At 41.0% G+C, this 17,814-nt stretch carries 15 protein-coding genes; 7 read left to right on the plus strand and 8 right to left on the minus strand.

Going from position 1 to position 17,814, the window contains the following annotated elements; genetic code table 11:
- Positions 1-287 precede the first annotated feature (287 nt).
- The gene (locus H5187_RS06140; protein WP_182717302.1) at positions 288-1,136 is read right to left on the minus strand and encodes a LysR family transcriptional regulator; all 849 of its coding nucleotides are present in this window, start codon (positions 1,134-1,136) and stop codon (positions 288-290) included.
- Positions 1,137-1,265: 129 nt separating this feature from the next.
- Here H5187_RS06140 and H5187_RS06145 point away from each other — a divergent pair, with 129 nt between their 5' ends.
- Positions 1,266-1,937, plus strand: a complete 672-nt coding sequence (locus tag H5187_RS06145; protein ID WP_182717303.1) for an FMN-dependent NADH-azoreductase — start codon at positions 1,266-1,268, stop codon at positions 1,935-1,937.
- Positions 1,938-1,943: 6 nt separating this feature from the next.
- Here H5187_RS06145 and H5187_RS06150 read toward each other — a convergent pair whose 3' ends face one another.
- The 5 genes from H5187_RS06150 to H5187_RS06170 form a co-directional block, all read right to left on the minus strand.
- Complete coding sequence (locus H5187_RS06150; protein ID WP_182717304.1) at positions 1,944-2,129, minus strand: hypothetical protein; 186 nt, start codon at positions 2,127-2,129, stop codon at positions 1,944-1,946.
- Between the two features lie 76 nt (positions 2,130-2,205).
- Complete coding sequence (locus H5187_RS06155) at positions 2,206-2,358, minus strand: hypothetical protein (RefSeq protein ID WP_182717305.1); 153 nt, start codon at positions 2,356-2,358, stop codon at positions 2,206-2,208.
- Between the two features lie 168 nt (positions 2,359-2,526).
- Positions 2,527-5,394 carry a TonB-dependent receptor gene (locus tag H5187_RS06160; protein WP_182717306.1) on the minus strand — a complete coding sequence of 956 codons (2,868 nt, stop codon included), beginning with the start codon at positions 5,392-5,394 and terminating at the stop codon, positions 2,527-2,529.
- Positions 5,395-5,492: 98 nt separating this feature from the next.
- Positions 5,493-6,368, minus strand: a complete 876-nt coding sequence (locus H5187_RS06165) for a FecR family protein (RefSeq protein ID WP_182717307.1) — start codon at positions 6,366-6,368, stop codon at positions 5,493-5,495.
- 60 nt (positions 6,369-6,428) lie between these two features.
- Positions 6,429-6,971: an RNA polymerase sigma factor gene (locus H5187_RS06170; protein ID WP_182797646.1), complete on the minus strand. Its 543-nt coding sequence runs from the start codon at positions 6,969-6,971 to the stop codon at positions 6,429-6,431.
- Positions 6,972-7,183: 212 nt separating this feature from the next.
- Between H5187_RS06170 and H5187_RS06175 the strand changes: the two genes are divergently transcribed.
- Positions 7,184-9,952, plus strand: coding sequence for a TonB-dependent receptor (locus H5187_RS06175; RefSeq protein WP_259399403.1), 2,769 nt, complete (start codon positions 7,184-7,186; stop codon positions 9,950-9,952).
- A gap of 78 nt (positions 9,953-10,030) precedes the next feature.
- Entirely contained in the window at positions 10,031-11,857 is a 1,827-nt protein-coding gene (locus H5187_RS06180) for a metallophosphoesterase (RefSeq protein ID WP_182739335.1), read from the plus strand.
- Positions 11,858-11,944: 87 nt separating this feature from the next.
- On the opposite strand, the gene katG is transcribed toward H5187_RS06180, so the two are convergent.
- Complete coding sequence (gene katG / locus H5187_RS06185) at positions 11,945-14,122, minus strand: catalase/peroxidase HPI (protein ID WP_182797647.1); 2,178 nt, start codon at positions 14,120-14,122, stop codon at positions 11,945-11,947.
- Positions 14,123-14,536: 414 nt separating this feature from the next.
- Here katG and H5187_RS06190 point away from each other — a divergent pair, with 414 nt between their 5' ends.
- Genes H5187_RS06190 through H5187_RS06205 form a run of 4 tightly spaced genes read left to right on the plus strand, consistent with a single transcriptional unit; the run spans position 14,537 to position 17,343 of the window.
- Complete coding sequence (locus tag H5187_RS06190) at positions 14,537-15,157, plus strand: MarC family protein (protein WP_182797648.1); 621 nt, start codon at positions 14,537-14,539, stop codon at positions 15,155-15,157.
- A 36-nt stretch (positions 15,158-15,193) separates the two neighbouring features.
- On the plus strand, positions 15,194-15,832 hold the full coding sequence (locus H5187_RS06195) for a glutathione S-transferase family protein (protein WP_149980325.1): 639 nt from the start codon (positions 15,194-15,196) through the stop codon (positions 15,830-15,832).
- Between the two features lie 11 nt (positions 15,833-15,843).
- Positions 15,844-16,485, plus strand: coding sequence for a glutathione S-transferase family protein (locus H5187_RS06200; RefSeq protein ID WP_182717312.1), 642 nt, complete (start codon positions 15,844-15,846; stop codon positions 16,483-16,485).
- A 36-nt stretch (positions 16,486-16,521) separates the two neighbouring features.
- The gene (locus tag H5187_RS06205) at positions 16,522-17,343 is read left to right on the plus strand and encodes an alpha/beta hydrolase-fold protein (protein WP_310736215.1); all 822 of its coding nucleotides are present in this window, start codon (positions 16,522-16,524) and stop codon (positions 17,341-17,343) included.
- A gap of 80 nt (positions 17,344-17,423) precedes the next feature.
- Here H5187_RS06205 and H5187_RS06210 read toward each other — a convergent pair whose 3' ends face one another.
- Complete coding sequence (locus H5187_RS06210; RefSeq protein ID WP_016706518.1) at positions 17,424-17,633, minus strand: cold-shock protein; 210 nt, start codon at positions 17,631-17,633, stop codon at positions 17,424-17,426.
- Positions 17,634-17,814: the final 181 nt, after the last annotated feature.

The raw sequence follows: 17,814 nt of genomic DNA on the forward strand, positions 1-17,814 counted from the left end.
ATTAAGGTGCTAGTTAATCTCTTAAAACTGTAGAATGATGTTCGGTGATTTAGTGTTTTTGGTGACTAACTACTGAAATTAACTCGCTTAAAAATATCGGTTAAATTCTAAACCGAAATGATAAAGCAACAACCCCTACTTTTAGCTACCATATTCATTTTATTGTGGCTTTTGAGTGCCAATCAAAAATTCACAGTATTCTGTGAATTAATGTCAAAACAGGCTCAGAATCACCTAAATTCACAATAAACTGTGAATTTATGTCACTACTAACCTAACTAGTATCACTAATTCAACAGCCCTTCCACCCATTCTAAAACTAGGCGTGTATCTCGGGTTTGAAAGCGCTGTTTATTCGGTATGTAGTAGCAAAACTCAGATTCAACCGCGTGAGTATTAAAGTTTTTAAGTAACTCGGTGTTTAAAAGTCGTTGCACAAGAGTGGTTGAGCAAAACACCAGTCCTGAGCCTGCCATAGCTTCTTGAATGCCAAATAGCTCTTGGTCAAAGGTTTTGATAATAAATAACGCAGGATCTAAGTTGTTTTGAGTAAGCCATTGTTTAAGTGGTGGCTCACTCAGGGCGTTGTTTTTCCATTTTGTGGTATACAGCGTAACAGGGCCATTTTGCCATGGGATATCGGCGGCTTTGTATGAGCCAAACAGGTTAAAATGTTCGGTTTTTATAATGTCATCTGCGTTTATATTGCGCTGCTGGCCAAAGCGAATGGGTAATGTGTGTAATTGTTTATCAACGGCTTCACTGGTTGATATATCTACCTCAAGATTAGGCTGGTTTATAGATAATTCCTGCAATGCGGGTATTAAGCGCAGGGCGGCCAGTGACGAGGTGGTGGTTATTTTAACTGTTGCCCCTGTGGCTTGCACAGTTGCCAGTGCTTGGTCGATGCGGTTAAAGCCGTCACTTGTGGCCGCACTTAAATATTCACCAGTGGGAGTGAGAGTGATCTTTCTTACTTGGCGGTAAAATAAATCCACATTTAAACGGCTTTCAAGATTATTTATATGGTGTGAAATCGCGGTTGGCGTGAGTGATAGTTCATCAGCGGCGGCTTTAAAGCTGCCTAAACGCGCCGCAGCTTCAAAGGCTTTAAGCGCTTGTAGTGATACTAGCATAAGTGATATTGGCAAATAATAAAATTGACTATAGATGAGTATAACTTATTTATAGGTGAGGTTAACTCGTTTGTGAAAAGCCTCTGTTAGTTGGATGATGACCGCACAATTACTAACAGGATAAACAGCATGACCACCCTACTACACATTGATGCAAGCATCAGAGCCGTTAAAAATGACAATCCAGATCACGATTCAATCTCTAAAAATATTGCTAAGCGTTTTATAGAGAGCGTTACTCAGCAGCAAAGCATAGATGAGTATATTTATCGTGATGTAGGTGTGAATCCGCCGCCTTTTATTACCCAAGACTGGATAGGTGCGGTATTTACTCCTGATGATAAAAAGACTAATGAGCAAAAGCAGTTACTGGCGTTGTCAGACTTACTCATTGCAGAAATTGCTGGTGCTGACATTATTGTGATTTCCTCGCCTATGTATAACTACGGTATGCCAGCGCAGCTGAAAGCCTGGTTTGATCTAGTTGTTAGGATCAACAAAACTTTTGATTTTGATCTGGCCCGTGGAAACTTTCCGCTGCTGCCTTTACTTGGCGGTAAGACTTTGGTTGTGATCACCTCAAGCGGTGAGTTTGGTTTTGAGCAAGGTGGTATTCGTGAGCATATGAGCCATTTAGTGCCGCACTTACGTACGTTGAGCAAATATTTAGGCGTGAGCACAATTCATGAAATTGCCTGTGAGTATCAAGAGTTTGCCGATACTCGTCATCAACAATCACTAGAAAATGCTTACAGTCGAGCTAAAGAGCTTGCGCTGCATCTCAGTTATGTTGCTGCTTGAAAGCTCTTATTTAACGGCTTCCTGAAACTGCGCTAAGTCTAGCTTTGTTACGGCTATGTCTTCTTTGTTAACTGCGCAGCTTATAAATAAGCTCTTTTGCCAAATATAACTTTTTGGGTAGCTGTAACCAATGCGTTTGTATTTACCTTGATACTGCATGGTCGGTAGAGTTTGTTGGTCACGAAAAGTCATAACCACGTTGTTTGCTTTATTGATAAACCAGCTAGGCTCTAGCTCATCGCTAACATATTTACTAAAAGGCCGGTTGTTAGGCTTTTAAATCCTGTTCAATAACGCCATTTAGTGACGTGCCTGCTTTATTTAATACCGATTTAAACTCACCCCAATTTATGCCACCTTCACTTTGGCTATATAAAACATGTGTATTTGGGCCATCTTCGTCTTTTTTTGAGGATTGCATGAGGTAATTATCGTTATGTATCATTTCGATACTAGCAAGCCATTAACTCAGCGGCTACTGGGTTTGCATAAGCTAGCTTTAAACATTAGTTGCTTGTATTATTTTTACTCAAAACGTAATGGGGGTTTACAAAAGCGATCTTTGTTTACGTGTGGTAAATTCAAAAACTTATATTCTTAATGACAAGCTAACTACCACACGGCGGCCAAATTCTTCTGCTTTCATTAATGAACTCGCATAGTCGGTTTTAGCTGTGCGGGTGAGTGTTTCATTGGTGGCGTTAAACATGTCTAAGCGCAGGCTGGCATTGGCTGAGTAAAACCAGCTGAAGCTTAAGTCAGTGCTGGTGTAAGCCGCAACATAAGTGTCGGCATTATTACTAATATCGCGTTGTTCAAGAAACTCACTGCGGTAATTAATATTAAATGCAGCTTGCCATTTATTATCACTGACCAAAAAGCGCAGGTTACCTGTCCAGTCAGAGACTCCTTCAACTTTAAAGTGATTGCCAGCGAAGGTGCTTACATCAGCTTTGTTTATATGGGTTATGCTTGCTGATAATTGGCTTTGTAGAAACCATGGACTATATATCGGTAACTGCCACTGGCTACTTGCTTGTAAGCCATTTATCTTGGCTTTGCCATCGTTAGTACGTTGCAATGAGTTATATTGCAGGCCTTGATAATTTAAGCTTGCTGCTTGCTCAACAATAAAGTTATTCATGTGGTGGTTAAAGCCCAGCAATTGCGCGTTTAAATCTGCTTGTTGCCAGTTAACAGAGAGCGTACTGGTATTGGCTATAACTGGGTGTAAATTGGGGTTACCCAGCTCTGCATAAGGTAAACCACCTGAGTTTATATGCAGTTTTGGGTTTAAATCAGAGTAATTTGGCCGATTTAAAGAGCGGCTAAAGCCCCCTCGCCATTGCCAAAATTGCGAAGGCTGCCATTTTAAATTAACGGACGGTAACCAAGTGTTATCTTTATTGCTGCTATTGATGGGCGCTAATTCCCCTGTTGTTGCAAGCTGCGAGCCTTTTGTTTCACTTAATGTATTGCTGTATCGCAAGCCTGTGCTTAACGTTACTTGCTCAAATTGCCACTTTGAAGAGATGTATCCTTCCTTTGATACAAAGCTTACTTTGTAACTATTTAATCGGTCACTATCACTCATTTCAGCGAACGATAAATCAATATCATAAAGTTGAAAAAGGTCACTTTTTGGGATTAGCCAAGGCTGTACATCTGCGTTCATAAACTCAGCTGAAAATTTATTAGTGATTGGTTCAAGCCAACGACCATCTAGATTCGGTAGTTGCTCTAAAGCTAAGGGGGATAAACTTATATCTTTGCGGGTGTAGTCATAATGTTGGGTTGAATGTAAAAAGCCGATATCCAGCGCTTGTAAGCCCCAATAATTTTCACGACTCCAATGACTATCAATGCCCCACTCGTCCACTTCATTAAGCACATTAATAGTGCGTTTGCTCATTTGATTAATATGTGAGTAGCTACTTACCAACCCTAGGTTGCCTGCAAAATTAAAGCTATCAACCGATGTATTTTGTAAAACAACGTCTGCCTGCATAGGCGAAATAGCCCCATGAACGCGAGAGATAGGTTCTTTGGTTTTACTGTTTGCTTTACTGCTACTGTAAAATGGCAAAAGCGTTAAGGGTAAATGCGCACTTGGTTGCCAGTTAGCATCAACTTGTATGGTTTGGTTGGCATAATATAAGTTGGATTCTTCACGGCTTGTTTTGGCATTTACATCGTTAAACACAAATTGGTTTAAGCTATTATTTTCATCGTTAACCTGTGCTTGAGCTGACTGACTTTGTGGGTTAATTGAAATACGGTGCTCATCAAACGAAAAGTCAGTATCTGATCTAAACCACAGAGTATTAAGCTTTAAACGCTCAGTAGCTTGCCAGGCTAAAGCGCCATAATATGTTGCGCGAGTGCGATCTTCGTTTTCTATGGTCAGTGCTAAGCCATCTGTAGGCACCAAGATGTTTTTATTAATATCAGGCCATTGGTAAGGCTGCGGTGCGCCGCCATTTTCTCCCCAGTGCCAGGTTTCAAACTGAAACTGACGTTGCAGACGGTTTTCATAGTTCATTTTTACCATCACAGCTAAGTCACCATCTGCTGTTTTGGCATTGCCTGTTAATCCAAAGCTTGGTTGAAGGTTTTGTTCACCTTCAAGCGCAGCGGTGGTGAGCATAACTTGTAGGTTATTGTCTTGATAAGCAAGGGGGTCATCGCTGAGCAAGTTAACGGTAGCGCCTACTGCACCACTAGGAAGGCTTGAATTTGAAGTTTTATAAACCGCGATATTTGAAAATAACCCAGCGCTAAATATATCAAAGCGATGTTGTTGCCCATATTGGTTTGAGTTACGAACGTTTTCGGTATTTGCAAGGCGATGACCATTGAACAGCGTTAATTGATATTCCGCACCCAATCCCATGGCATTAATATTAAGGGCTTCACCGCGATCGCGGGTAATGCTTATACCGGGTACTGCTTGTAGTGCCTCGGCAAGATTTTCAGCTGGCAGTTGATTGAGCATTGCGCCTACAGCTATTTCGCTTTGCCCTACATAGTTACTCTTTATTTGTTGGGCGTAGTTAATTGCTTGTTGGTAATTGTGGTTATAGGCATCACCATTGGATGGTGTGGGTAACGACTCGGTTACTGTTACTTCTTCAAGCACCTGCGTATTGTTAGTTTCGGGTATTGATATTGCCGGTGCTGGTACTGATGTTGCGGTTTGAAAAATAACGATGCCAGAAGCGGTTTTTTGCCAGCTTAATTGCCTAGGAGTCAGCCATAAATCAAGAGTTTGCTCAAGTGTGGTTTGAGTACTGGGCTCAACGGTTAAGCCTGCTAGTAATGAGGTGTTGTATATTATCGCAGTGGAAAACCGTTTAGATAGGTCAGTTAATTGCTCTATTAAACTGGCCGTTGCGGCATCAGCTGCAATAGAAAAAATCGAGAGTGCTACACATAAAAAACTGCTTATACGTAACATCTATGAACGGCCTTGCTACTTCATTAATAAAACGACAGTGTGCAGAATATAAATGAACAATTTATGACAATGCCACCAACTGCAAAAATATGCTCAAACTAGTTTGTTGGCGACAATACAATACTGTCGTCAAAGCGATTAACCTCAAGCTGGTTTAATTGCGCGATTAAAGATGCCGCGCCAACGACATCGGTTGTTTTAAAACGACCGCTGACTCGTAAGTTAGCATCCACATTACTCAGAACTAATGGTTTGTCGGTATAGCGATTAAGTTGAAAAATAGCATCATTAATGGTGACATTTTCTAAATCAAGCCAGCCAAGTTGCCAATCAGGCTGCTGTGCTTTAAATGTACTTACAATAATATGATTATTATGAACGCGAGCTCGCTGCCCTTTTACTAATTCTACTCGCTGTGCGTTATCTGGTGTGGTTACCGCCACCTTGCCATGAAACACATCAATTGTGGTTTCGCGTAGGGTTTTATCGATATTAAAAGCGGTGCCTAATACGCTTATTGTTGCGTTACCGGTATTGATGGTGAACGGGCGATGTTCATCACGTTTTACTGAAAAATAAGCTTCGCCTTTACTCAGGGTTGCTTGTCTGGCTTTATCGTTTTCATTAAATTGCAAATTAGTGTGTGTATTTAATGCAACTTCAGAGCCATCTGACAAAGTAATATCAGTGGCTTCAGTGGCAAAATACTGTTGTGCAGCAACGAGCGAAGAAGCTTCAGGGGTTACCTCTGAGCTTAATTGCATAACGCCAACCACGGCCACAATAATACTGGCTGCAAGCGCACTTCCCCACAACCAAAAAGGCTTTTCTTGGCTAGGTTCTGCCTGTGTTGGCTGATTCACTTGTGTTTGTGAGTCTAATTTTTGTAATGCTGCAATGAGTGCGGCATCTTGCCAAATCGCTTGCTTGAGTGGATCTTTATTTTCATCGTCATGTTTGGATGAGGTGACCATGTTATTTCTCTATCTATCTCTATTATTGATATAACGACTTAACGTTCATTAAGGGGACACTTAGTCGGCAATAAATTCGCTGATTGCGTCTTTGAGCATATCCATCGCGCGGGAAATATGCTTTTTTACCGCTTCTTCTGATAACCCTAAGCTTTGCGCTATTTGTTGGCGGCTTTCGCCATGTAACCGCCTTCGAATAAACACATCACGACGTAGCGTAGGCATTTGTGTGAGTACCTGTTGATATAAACGCAGTCGTTGCTCATGGTCGAGTAAGTTTTCAAGGGAAAGCTCTGTACTTAATGGCTCATGCTCTAGGCACTCGGGATATTTACTTTGCTCTTTGTGATGGTCAATCACTAAATGATGTGCCATCCGATAACCATACGCTAGTGGGTTATCAATATGATCGGTACATTCTATTTTTAATGCTTTGAGCAACAATTTTTGAAATAAATCGTCCGCATCGGCTTGTTCACCAACCGCCCGACGAAAGAAACTTTTTAATGCATCTTGATTCGCAATAAAACATTTAACCAATGGTCGATGAGATTGACTTTGCTTGCTTGCAAGCGATAGAGGCGGTTGTGTTTGCGATATCATTTTATTGTATTTACAGCATTTTCCTTTAATTAGGCGCCATACTAGAGCAAAAAAGTGGATATTGATGTGATCATTTGATGACATTTTTATGAGCGCGCTGTCGCAAAACCGACATAAAAACTTCATCAAATAAATACGTCCCCTATTAAATTTTTGCACCGTCATTAGAAGCGAAATCAATTTAAAGTCGTAATACATACAACAGGACCAACATGATGACTAAGCGAATTTTTACTCTATCACCGTTAGCATTAGCACTTAGCTCGTTATTTGTAGCACCAAGCTATGCACAAGAAACTGAAAAAGAAGATCAAGCGATGGAGCAAATCGTCGTAACCGGTAGTTATATTAAAAGCTTAGAGCAAGCGATTGATTTAAAACGTAGTAATATTGGCTTTTCTGATTCGATAGTCGCTTCAGATATTGCGGATTTTCCTGAGCAAAACTTAGCCGAAGCGCTACAGCGTATGCCAGGGGTGACTATTGAGCGTAATAAGGGCTTAGGTCAAAAGGTGAATGTACGTAGTTTACCGAGTGAATTTACGTTCGTATCAATCAATAATCTTGCTACGGCATCGGGCAGTGGCGGACGTGATGTTGAATTTGATATGTTTGCCTCTGAAATTATTCAAAGTGTTACTGTAAAAAAATCATCAACGGCTGCGGATGAAGAAGGCGGTATTGCAGGTTCAGTCGCAATCACAACAGCAAGACCATTTGATTATGACGGCCGTAAGTTAGTGGCATCGGTCGAAGGGGCTTATAACGAAATATCAGAAAAATCAGATCCTAAACTAACCTTTTTAGCCAGTGATACATTTGGTGATTGGGGGGCACTTGCCTCGTTTGCATTCTCTCAACGGACTAATCGTACTGATAGTAATTCAGGGATCGATTTTCGCCCCCTTTCTCGATTTTTAGAAAAGAAAGGCTCATCGCAATGGCAATCTGACCAAGCTGCGGACGTATTAGAGCGTGATACCGGTATAACAATTAATGATCGCTTTGATAGTGATGAAACAAGCCGCGTGGTGTTTTTAAATAAAGTAGGCGATCGTTCATACTTAACAGAGCAAGAAAAATGGGGTGCAACACTGTCATTACAATATAAACCTAGCAGCGAATTTAGCTTAACCTTTGATGGCTTACTGGGTAATTTTGATGATCATGAAGACGAATATGATGCATCCGCTTATGCCGCATCAAGTGTTAGCTCTTTAGAACGCATTAATCAATATGATAGCTCTACGCTAGGTGATTACGGTATCACTGTTCTAACCGACGTTGACTATGCGGCTACTCAACACGAATTTTTAAGTAAAGAACACAGTAGTGATACTGACTACCAACAATTTAGTATTGCAATGGACTGGGTTGTAGGTGACTGGGATATATACGGTTTAGTGGGTTATAGTGGCGCAGATAAAACAACCGAATCCACTAATTTAAAACATACAGCCTATCGTGCAACACGTTCACGTTATACCAGCACAGGCGCAGAGACTATACCAAGTAATAATCCTGATACATTTGATATGTATAACTCACCTGAGGCTTATTTATTTGACTATAACGAAGTTAATCTTGAAGCAATCTCAGATGATAAATATGCTGCTCAATTGGATTTCTCTCGCCAATTTAGCTTAGATTCCTTCCCTGCGTTAACCAAGTTGCAGTTTGGGGCGCGGTATACCGACAAATCAAAAGAGCGTAATTATGGTACTAACCGAGCAACAGGTCCATCAGTAGGTGATACCTCTTGGGTAGGCACGCGTACGTTAGCTGACAGTGAACTAACTAATATTTCAGATTTGGTTAATGGTGGCGAGTATCTATCTGACGTACCGTCTAAACAAGGTTGGAGTCAAATTTCTAATCGTTATGCTCGTAACCAACTTAGATATGAAGGCTTTGGTGTTGATTTCGAACCAGACCAATATTATCAAGTAGAAGAAAAAACCACGGCTATTTATGCAATGGCTGATTTTGCTTTTGATATTGGCGATATGCCCGCAACCTTGAATACCGGTGTGCGTTATATTGATACTAAAGTTGATTCATCAGGTTATCACCAAGTACAAAATGATGATGGCTCAACATCTTATACGTCAACACCAGTCTCTAAAAGTGGTGGTTACACTGAAGTACTGCCAAGTATTAACTTTACCCTTGAGCTTAATAATGACTTAGTTTTACGTGCTGCGGCATCACAAACGCTTATGCGTCCATCATTAACGGATATCGCTTATAAACGTACAGTGAGCTTAAGTGAGTTTAAATATCGCGATGGTAACCCTGATTTAAAACCAACCTATGCTGATCAATGGGAACTGGGCTTGGAGTGGTATTTAGAAGATGGCGGCTTATTAGCGGTTTCTTACTTTGAAAAAGAAATTGAAGGCGTCGTACGTGAATCACTCACTGGTGTTGTTAATGGCGTAACTAAGTACAATGATAATGGTACTGTTGACGGTGTTTATGATTTTGATGTTTATCAAAAAGTGAATGCCGAAGGCTCGTATGATGTTAGTGGTGTTGAGTTTATTGCACAAATTCCATTTGCTCGTTTTAGTAGCATGTTAGAAGGTTTTGGTGTCAATGCTAACTACACGACATTAAATAACTCCTTAACGGGTGCATCTGACTTAGGTATCCCTACCCCGCCAGAGGGGCTTGCAGATGAAACCTACAACCTGACTTTTTATTATGAAAATGAAAGCTTTGATGCGCGTATTTCATATAACTATAAAGACAAATACGTAGAGTACATTGAGCGTGATATGTATCCAGTTTATCGTGATGCGTATGGTCAAACAGATGTCTCATTTGGTTACAGCATTAATGATTCAGTAAAATTCACATTAGAGGGCATTAATATTACCGATGAAGCGACTAAAGGATATACATTAGATCCAGCTTTCCCATCAATGTATGAGTTCTCTGGAAGACGCTTTGCATTAGGTGTTCGCGCTATATTTTAATATATTATAAAGCTAATAACCGGAAGCATTTTGCTTCCGTTTTTTTGTTTAAAGTGTTCCAGTCACAGGATATTTAAAATGAAGTTTCTCATTTCATTGCTCATTTGTTTGAGCAGTACACCGCTTTTTGCTGCGCCGGCTACAAACACCCAAATAGCCTTTGTGCCCGACATTCACTTTCACGATATTTATGGGGACTTTTCTGATGCGGGGTTTGCGGGCATACCAGTCGATAAAGCAAAGGATGCGGTGAGCATTCGCAGCATGCAGGCGCAAATTCATTCAACTCGCTTATTTAATGAAAACTACTTTGCGTTAATCGCCACCCTTGATGATATTGCCGCTAAAGGCGTAAAACTAGTTGCCCTGCCTGGGGATTTTACTGATGATGGCCAACCTGTGCATCTTAATGGTTTAAAAACGATACTAGACGATTATGCAAAAAAGTACGGTATGCGTTTTTTTGCTATTCCAGGTAATCATGATCCGGTTCGGCCATTTAAAACCGCCGGCGGAAAATCAGACTTTTTGGGTTCTAAAGGTCAGCAAATTGGTATTTATTCAACCGATCATCCTCGTTGTGAACATGTAGCTAAAGATAATCACTCATTAGTATGCAGCGATAAAATCGCGCATGCTGGTTATCAAGAGCTTGTAGAGATAATGGCACCGTTTGGTTTGCAGCCAGATAGCCGCGACTTACTCTGGGAAACGCCATTTGGTGAGCAGGTATCGCTGGTTGAACGTAGTTATTCGCAATGCGCGAAGAATAATAAAGCACGTTGTAAACAAGTCCCCGATACCAGCTACTTAGTAGAGCCTGTCACTGGGCTTTGGCTATTGGCAATTGATGCGAATGTGTATGTTCCTGAGTTTAAAAATGGCACGTTAGTGTTTCAAGGATCTGGCAATGCGGGTTATAACAAAGTATTGACTGAAAAACCTTATTTGATGAAATGGATCACCAATGTTGTTAAACGCGCGAAAGAGCAACATAAAACCTTAGTTGCGTTTAGTCATTTTCCGATGGGGGAGTTTTACGATGGCCAAACGCAGTCGATTAAATCTTTGTTTGGTGAGTCTGCATTTCAGCTAGCTCGAGAGCCTGAACTTAATACCCGTAAGTTGTTAGCAGAAACAGGTTTAAAGCTGCATATTGGTGGCCATATGCACATGAATGACACTGCAATTATTGAAACTGAGCATAATACATTATTTAATATACAAGCCCCTTCGATAGCGGCTTATCGGCCTGCTTACAAATTAGTTACTCTCAATAACCAACTCGCTAAAGTCGATACAATAACGATTGATGATGTGCCTCATTTTGATACGTTATTTAGCGCTTACCAAACAGAGCATGACTATTTACAAAAGAATGCGCCTGCACAAGTATGGGATAAACGTATTTTAACGGCTAAGAACTATCAAAGTTTTAGTAAGCAACACTTACAAGCATTGGCGAGGTGGCGATTTATCCCTCGTGAGTGGCCCGCGGACTTTCGCGATAAAGTACAGAAAATGTCGTTATTAGAGGTTATTTCCTTACTGAGTGATGACAGTGGGCTATCAAAAGTACAACAGCAACAATTGCAGACTAAAACAGTGCTGGATTTTATTGCTGATTTTTATTTAGTGCGTAATGCCGGCTCACTGGCTTTCGCTGATATAAGTGAGTCCACACAACAGACTTACCAAACTATGAGAGAATTATTAAATAGCACGGCTGAATGTAAAAATAAATTGGCTAGAAAAAGTAATAATGACGGGACTCTTTGTCAGCTAAAAATAGCACTTACGCAAGCTTTCTCTATTTATAGTAATCTTAGCAATGCGCTACCTGATCAATGTCTAATCATTGATATGTCAAAAAAGACATCACTGCATGACTGCAAAGATAATTAAGTAATTCTGTTATCAAGGTAAACAAGCATAAACAAGCGCGAGAATATTAACTCTCGCGCTTAAGTTATAAACTGTTTTTTGCTTTAATTACATATCAAAGCGGTCTGCGTTCATTACCTTCACCCATGCATCAGCAAAGTCTTTAACAAAACGCTGTTTGTTATCGTCTTGCGCATAAAACTCAGCAAGTGCTCTTAAAATCGAGTTGGAGCCAAACACTAAATCAACGCGGGTTGCGGTCCATTTAGTATTACCAGAGCTGCGCTCAACAATGTTGTACGTGCTTTTACTTGCCGGTTCCCAGCGATAGTTCATATCGGTTAGGTTAACAAAAAAGTCATTGCTTAATGTACCCACGTTATCGGTGAATACACCATGCTGGCTGCCACTGTGGTTAGTGCCTAGTACACGCATCCCACCAAGTAGTACTGTCATTTCAGGGGCTGTTAACCCCATCAGTTGTGCTCGCTCTAAAAGTAGCTCCTCGGCTGAAACAGCATAATCTTTTTTCTGCCAGTTTCTAAAGCCATCATGAATTGGTTCTAATACATCAAACGACTCTGCATCGGTCATGTCGTCGCTCGCATCGCCGCGACCTGCTGCAAATGGTACGGTGATATCGACACCCGCAGCTTTTGCTGCCTGCTCAACGGCTGCTGTACCGCCAAGTACAATTAAGTCCGCTAAACTCACCGGTTTGCTTAAACTTGCTTGTACTGTTTCAAGGGCCGTTAACACCTTAGCAAGTTTTTCAGGCTCGTTACCTTGCCAATCTTTTTGCGGGTTTAAGCGAATGCGTGCACCGTTGGCACCACCACGGTGATCAGAGCCACGATAAGTACGGGCGCTATCCCATGCAGTGCTGATCAAGTCACTGGCGCTAATGCCTGCATTTAGCAGTTTGTCTTTAAGTTCGCTAATTTCAGCATCAGATAATGTGTAATCTACGCTTGGGATGGGATCTTGCCAGATCAAATCTTCGCTTGGTATATCTGCACCTAAATAGCGAGATTTAGGGCCTAAGTCACGGTGAGTGAGTTTAAACCAAGCCCGTGCAAACACATCAGTGAAATAGTCAAAATCATTATAAAAACGTTCAATAATTTTGCGATAGCTTGGGTCCATCTTCATTGCCATATCGGCATCGGTCATAATCGGGTTTAAGCGAATTGATGGATCTTCAACATCAACAGGTTTATCTTCCTCTTTAATGTTTACCGGTTCCCATTGGTTTGCACCCGCTGGACTTTTGGTAAGCTCCCATTCGTAATTTAACAGTAGATAGCAATAACCGTTATCCCATTTAGTTGGGTGAGTTGTCCACGCACCTTCAATGCCTGATGTCATAGTATCGCGGCCTATCCCGCGCGTTTTATGGTTGTTCCAACCTAGGCCTTGCTCAAATACATCTGCGGCTTCAGGCTCTGGGCTAAGATTCTCTTCGCTGCCATTGCCATGGGTTTTACCCACCGTATGGCCGCCCACCGTGAGCGCTGCTGTTTCTTCGTCATCCATCGCCATGCGAGCAAAAGTTTCGCGTACTTGTGCCGCAGTTTTGAGTGGATCTGGTTGGCCGTTTACGCCTTCAGGGTTTACGTAAATTAACCCCATTTGTACTGCAGCTAACGGGTTTTCCATGGTGTCTGGTTTTGCTACGTTGTCGTAACGTTCATCACTTGGCGCAAGCCATTGCTTCTCCGCGCCCCAATAGACGTCTTTTTCTGGATGCCAAATGTCTTCACGCCCGCCGGCAAAACCAAAGGTTTTTAAACCCATTGATTCATAAGCCATATTGCCGGCTAAAATAATTAAATCGCCCCACGATAACTTATTACCGTATTTTTTCTTGATAGGCCAAAGTAAGCGACGTGCTTTATCAAGGTTAGCGTTATCAGGCCATGAGTTCAAAGGAGCAAAGCGTTGGTTACCTGTACCGCCACCACCACGGCCATCAGCTAAACGGTATGATCCTGCTGAGTGCCACGCCATACGGATCATCAAGCCACCATAATGACCCCAATCGGCAGGCCACCAATCTTGGCTTTGAGTCATTAGGTTTTTTAAATCGGTTTTAACGGCTTCAAGATCTAATTTTTTAAATTCTTCAGCGTAATTAAAGTCATCGCCATAGGGATTAGGTTTAGTATCGTGTTGATGAAGAATGTCTAAATTTAAGGCCTTTGGCCACCAATCAGTATTGGAATTAGACGATTGTGTATTGCTACCATGCATGATTGGGCATTTACCCGCACCTGAATTGCTCATTTTTAGCTCCTTTATCGGAATATAAAACTCGGTCTATAAATCGCTATGTTGAAAAGCTTAGTTCATAACAATTAACTTGCTACTGAATGTAATACTTTGATTGATAAACCTTGTTGAAGTTCATCCCTTGTACCAATATAGAATATTAACGATTAAAAACTAGATCTAGATCAATACTTTAAAACGATTGCAGCCATCTATTAATTAGATGCAGTTGCCTAAAGTAAGTTAGCTACAGCCATGCAAAACCCTTTTTCGTGATGGGCCCTTTTGAAAATTAACATCAGTACTTAAGCTATAAATATAGCGCGCTAATCAACTGTGGCAGTTTGCTTATAAATATTTAAAATTAATCCAATTGTTTAAATTAAAATGTTACTTTCTAAACAGCTATTAAAATAGGGTGGAAAATGCATGATTGACTTTATTGCTGTTTTTATTACTTTTTTTGCTGTTATTGACCCCATAGGCACGGTGCCAGTATTTGTTGCCGTGACCGAAAAGTACGATGCAAAAACGAAACGGCGCATTGCACTAATGGCTACATTGGCTTCGGCCGCAGTGCTGATATTTTTTGTCGTGATTGGCGAAATAATCTTAAAAGCCTTATCTATTCCCTTACCTGCGTTTCAAATTTCAGGGGGAATTGTTTTATTTTTATTTGCATTGAGTATGATATTTGGTGATAGCAAACCCGAAGAAGAACTCAAGCTGCTTGTTAAATCGGATAAAGAAACCGCTATTTATCCGATTGCTGTTCCCTCGATTGCCAGTCCTGGCGCTATTTTAACGGCTGTATTGTTAACAGAAAACGCTATTTTTAGTATTTGGGAACAACTGCAAACAGCGTTAGTTATGCTATCTGTCTTGATTGTGGTTTATATATTAATGCTGCTATCGGGCTATATCAGTAAAGTGGTTGGCAGTAGTGGCGCCAGCGTTATTAGCCGTGTGATGGGGCTAATTTTATCGGCAATTGCTACAACAAATATACTCACAGGGTTTACAGAGTATTATAAATCGGTGGTAGTTTAATGTATGGTTGATATTAAAGTGTAACAAGGACTTATTGTGTACAAACTATTTTATTACCCGCTCAACGCCAGTATGGCGCCGCACTTTATCCTCGAAGAACTGCAAACCGATTTTGAATTAATTTTAGTGGATAGAAAAAACGAGGCTCATAAAGCAGCCAGTTATTTATCCTTGAACCCCGCAGGGCGAATACCTACATTATTGGACGGTCAACAAGTCGTTTTTGAAAGTGCCGCTATCTGTATTCATCTTGCTGAAGCACATCCTGCTAAGATGCTTATTCCGCAAATAGGTGAGCACAATCGAGCTGCGTGCTTGCAATGGATGATGTATCTAACGAATACCTTGCAAGCTGAGCTCATGGTCTACTTTTATCCGCAGCGCCATAGTATCGATAGCAGTCATATCAGTGCCATTGTCGCTGCACAAGAAAAGCGAATTGCCGACATATTTGCTTTACTGGATGCCCAGCTGGAAAATCAAACATTCTTAGTTGGTGAGCAACTTAGCATCTGCGATTTTTACTTGTTTATGCTTGCGATATGGGCGGATGAACTAAAACAACCACCGCTTTCTTTTGAGTACCTCAACAAGTATTTACGTCGCTTAGCTAAGCGAGAGTCGATTATTAACGTGTGTAAAAAAGAAAATCTCAGTTTGGTTGATTATCAATAATAGGAATTACAATGAAAGTTTATGGAAGAACAACCTCGTTTAACGTACAAAAAGTACTCTGGTTTCTGGATGAGCTGGGCATGAGTTATCAGCATATTGAAGTGGGTGGTCGTTTTGGCGGCCTTGATAGTGATGACTTTTTAGCATTGAACCCGTTGCAAAAAGTGCCGGTACTTGTGGATGGCGATAATGTTATTTGGGAGTCGCACAGTGTACTACGCTATTTGGCGGCAAGTTATGGCACTACAGATTGGTATTATGCATCGCCCTATCAGCGTTCGTTATATGAGCGCTGGATGGATTGGTCACAGGTGATTTTTCAACCTGCTTTTATGGCCACATTTTGGGGCTATTACCGTAAAACGCAAAAAAACCGTTGTATGGAGCAAATCACACGGGACATACAAGAGTGCGAGCAATGCTTACAGATAATTGAACAACAGCTAAGTCATGCCCCCTATCTTGCCGGTGGTAAAATGACCCTGGCTGATATTTGTGTGGGAGCCATTTTACATCGCCTAACATCTCAGGGGTTAGCAATAACATTGCCGGAGCGAGTGACTCAGTGGTTTGAATTACTAAAAACCAGAGCTGGCTATCTAAAATGGATTATGAGTGATTTTACTGAGCTCCAAGGGCGTGAAGACTTTTAATTTTGTTTTAACGCTTTTAACTAAACAAGGATTATAGTGAAATATTTATTATTAGCTGCGATGCTACTTATCACTTTTAGTAGCGCGGCCGAACAGGCATTTGAAATACCCAGAAGCTCGGTGGTTAAACTTATCGATCAGCAAAGCAAGGTGAGCTATCCAGTATTTATAAAGCTCCCGCGAAGCTACAGTCGAAATAAGGATAAAACATACCCTGTTGTTTACTTGCTCGATGGCTCGTATGCGTTTCAAGTGGCATCGGGAGCGACACGTTTTCCTATGAACAGCGGTAAAATGGATGAAGCAATACTCGTTGCCATTGGTTATTCGCAAGGATCTAAAGGCTCATCAAGCCGAATACGTGATTTCACCCCAAGTAAAGCCAAAGATTGGCAGTTAGAGACCGGTAAAGCCGCGCAACATATCGATTTTATAGCTGATGTGGTGTTTGAACATATGAAAGCTAACTACCGAATAAAGCCAAAGCAACGTACTTTAGTGGGAAATTCTCTTGGCGGTTTATTTGCCGCTTATGTGCTTTTTACTCAGCCTAATATGTTTGAAAGTTACATTATCGGTAGCCCGTCGGTGTGGTTTGATAATGAGAGCATACTATCTCAGCCGATTACTAAAGCTAAGCAAAACGTTAGGGTTTACTTATCGGTAGGTAGTAAAGAGACACCTGAATTTGGCGAAGGGCAAGATATGGTAACGGGAGCGAACAAGCTTGCTGACAAAATACGGCAAAGTAATGATCAGCAGGTGCAATTGCAGTTTTCTATAATAGATGGCGCAAAACATGCGACGGCATTTCCAACCACGCTGATCCAAGGTTTAGATTGGCTTTATGCAAAATAGCGCAGACATTAAAAAGCCCACTGATAAATTAATATCAGTGGGCTTTTAATACGTTAAAACGTATTAACTAAAACAATCGTTTAGATACAAACGATGTTTTCAGCTTGTGGGCCTTTTTGACCTTGAGTAACAGTAAACTGTACACGTTGGCCTTCAGCTAGAGTTTTGAAGCCGTCACCGCTGATAGCGCTGAAATGAGCGAAAACGTCAGGACCTGACTCTTGCTCGATAAAACCAAAACCTTTAGCTTCGTTGAAAAATTTAACTGTACCAGTTGTAGTAGTAGACATAATAGATATCCTAGATATTAATAAAAGTGTGCCTAAAATCAGGCGGTTTAGCTGAAAAAACAAGTATTTAACTGAGGATAACGCGATGAATTATTACTAATAACAACGTGGTACGTACAAATAAACAGAATTTCTTTCAAACTTATAGTGCATTAACGGGTTATCACTAACCCATTAATTA

It is taken from the genome of Pseudoalteromonas sp. SG44-1 (genome assembly GCF_014164315.1).
Taxonomy (GTDB): Bacteria; Pseudomonadota; Gammaproteobacteria; order Enterobacterales; family Alteromonadaceae; genus Pseudoalteromonas; species Pseudoalteromonas rhizosphaerae.

Coding starts and splice junctions, on each gene's coding strand:
- H5187_RS06140 (WP_182717302.1), bottom strand. CDS start 1,136: ATGCTAGTATCACTACAAGCGCTTAAAGCCTTTGAAGCTGCGGCGCGT.
- H5187_RS06145 (WP_182717303.1), top strand. CDS start 1,266: ATGACCACCCTACTACACATTGATGCAAGCATCAGAGCCGTTAAAAAT.
- H5187_RS06150 (WP_182717304.1), bottom strand. CDS start 2,129: ATGACTTTTCGTGACCAACAAACTCTACCGACCATGCAGTATCAAGGT.
- H5187_RS06155 (WP_182717305.1), bottom strand. CDS start 2,358: ATGCAATCCTCAAAAAAAGACGAAGATGGCCCAAATACACATGTTTTA.
- H5187_RS06160 (WP_182717306.1), bottom strand. CDS start 5,394: ATGTTACGTATAAGCAGTTTTTTATGTGTAGCACTCTCGATTTTTTCT.
- H5187_RS06165 (WP_182717307.1), bottom strand. CDS start 6,368: ATGGTCACCTCATCCAAACATGACGATGAAAATAAAGATCCACTCAAG.
- H5187_RS06170 (WP_182797646.1), bottom strand. CDS start 6,971: ATGATATCGCAAACACAACCGCCTCTATCGCTTGCAAGCAAGCAAAGT.
- H5187_RS06175 (WP_259399403.1), top strand. CDS start 7,184: ATGATGACTAAGCGAATTTTTACTCTATCACCGTTAGCATTAGCACTT.
- H5187_RS06180 (WP_182739335.1), top strand. CDS start 10,031: ATGAAGTTTCTCATTTCATTGCTCATTTGTTTGAGCAGTACACCGCTT.
- katG (WP_182797647.1), bottom strand. CDS start 14,122: ATGAGCAATTCAGGTGCGGGTAAATGCCCAATCATGCATGGTAGCAAT.
- H5187_RS06190 (WP_182797648.1), top strand. CDS start 14,537: ATGATTGACTTTATTGCTGTTTTTATTACTTTTTTTGCTGTTATTGAC.
- H5187_RS06200 (WP_182717312.1), top strand. CDS start 15,844: ATGAAAGTTTATGGAAGAACAACCTCGTTTAACGTACAAAAAGTACTC.
- H5187_RS06210 (WP_016706518.1), bottom strand. CDS start 17,633: ATGTCTACTACTACAACTGGTACAGTTAAATTTTTCAACGAAGCTAAA.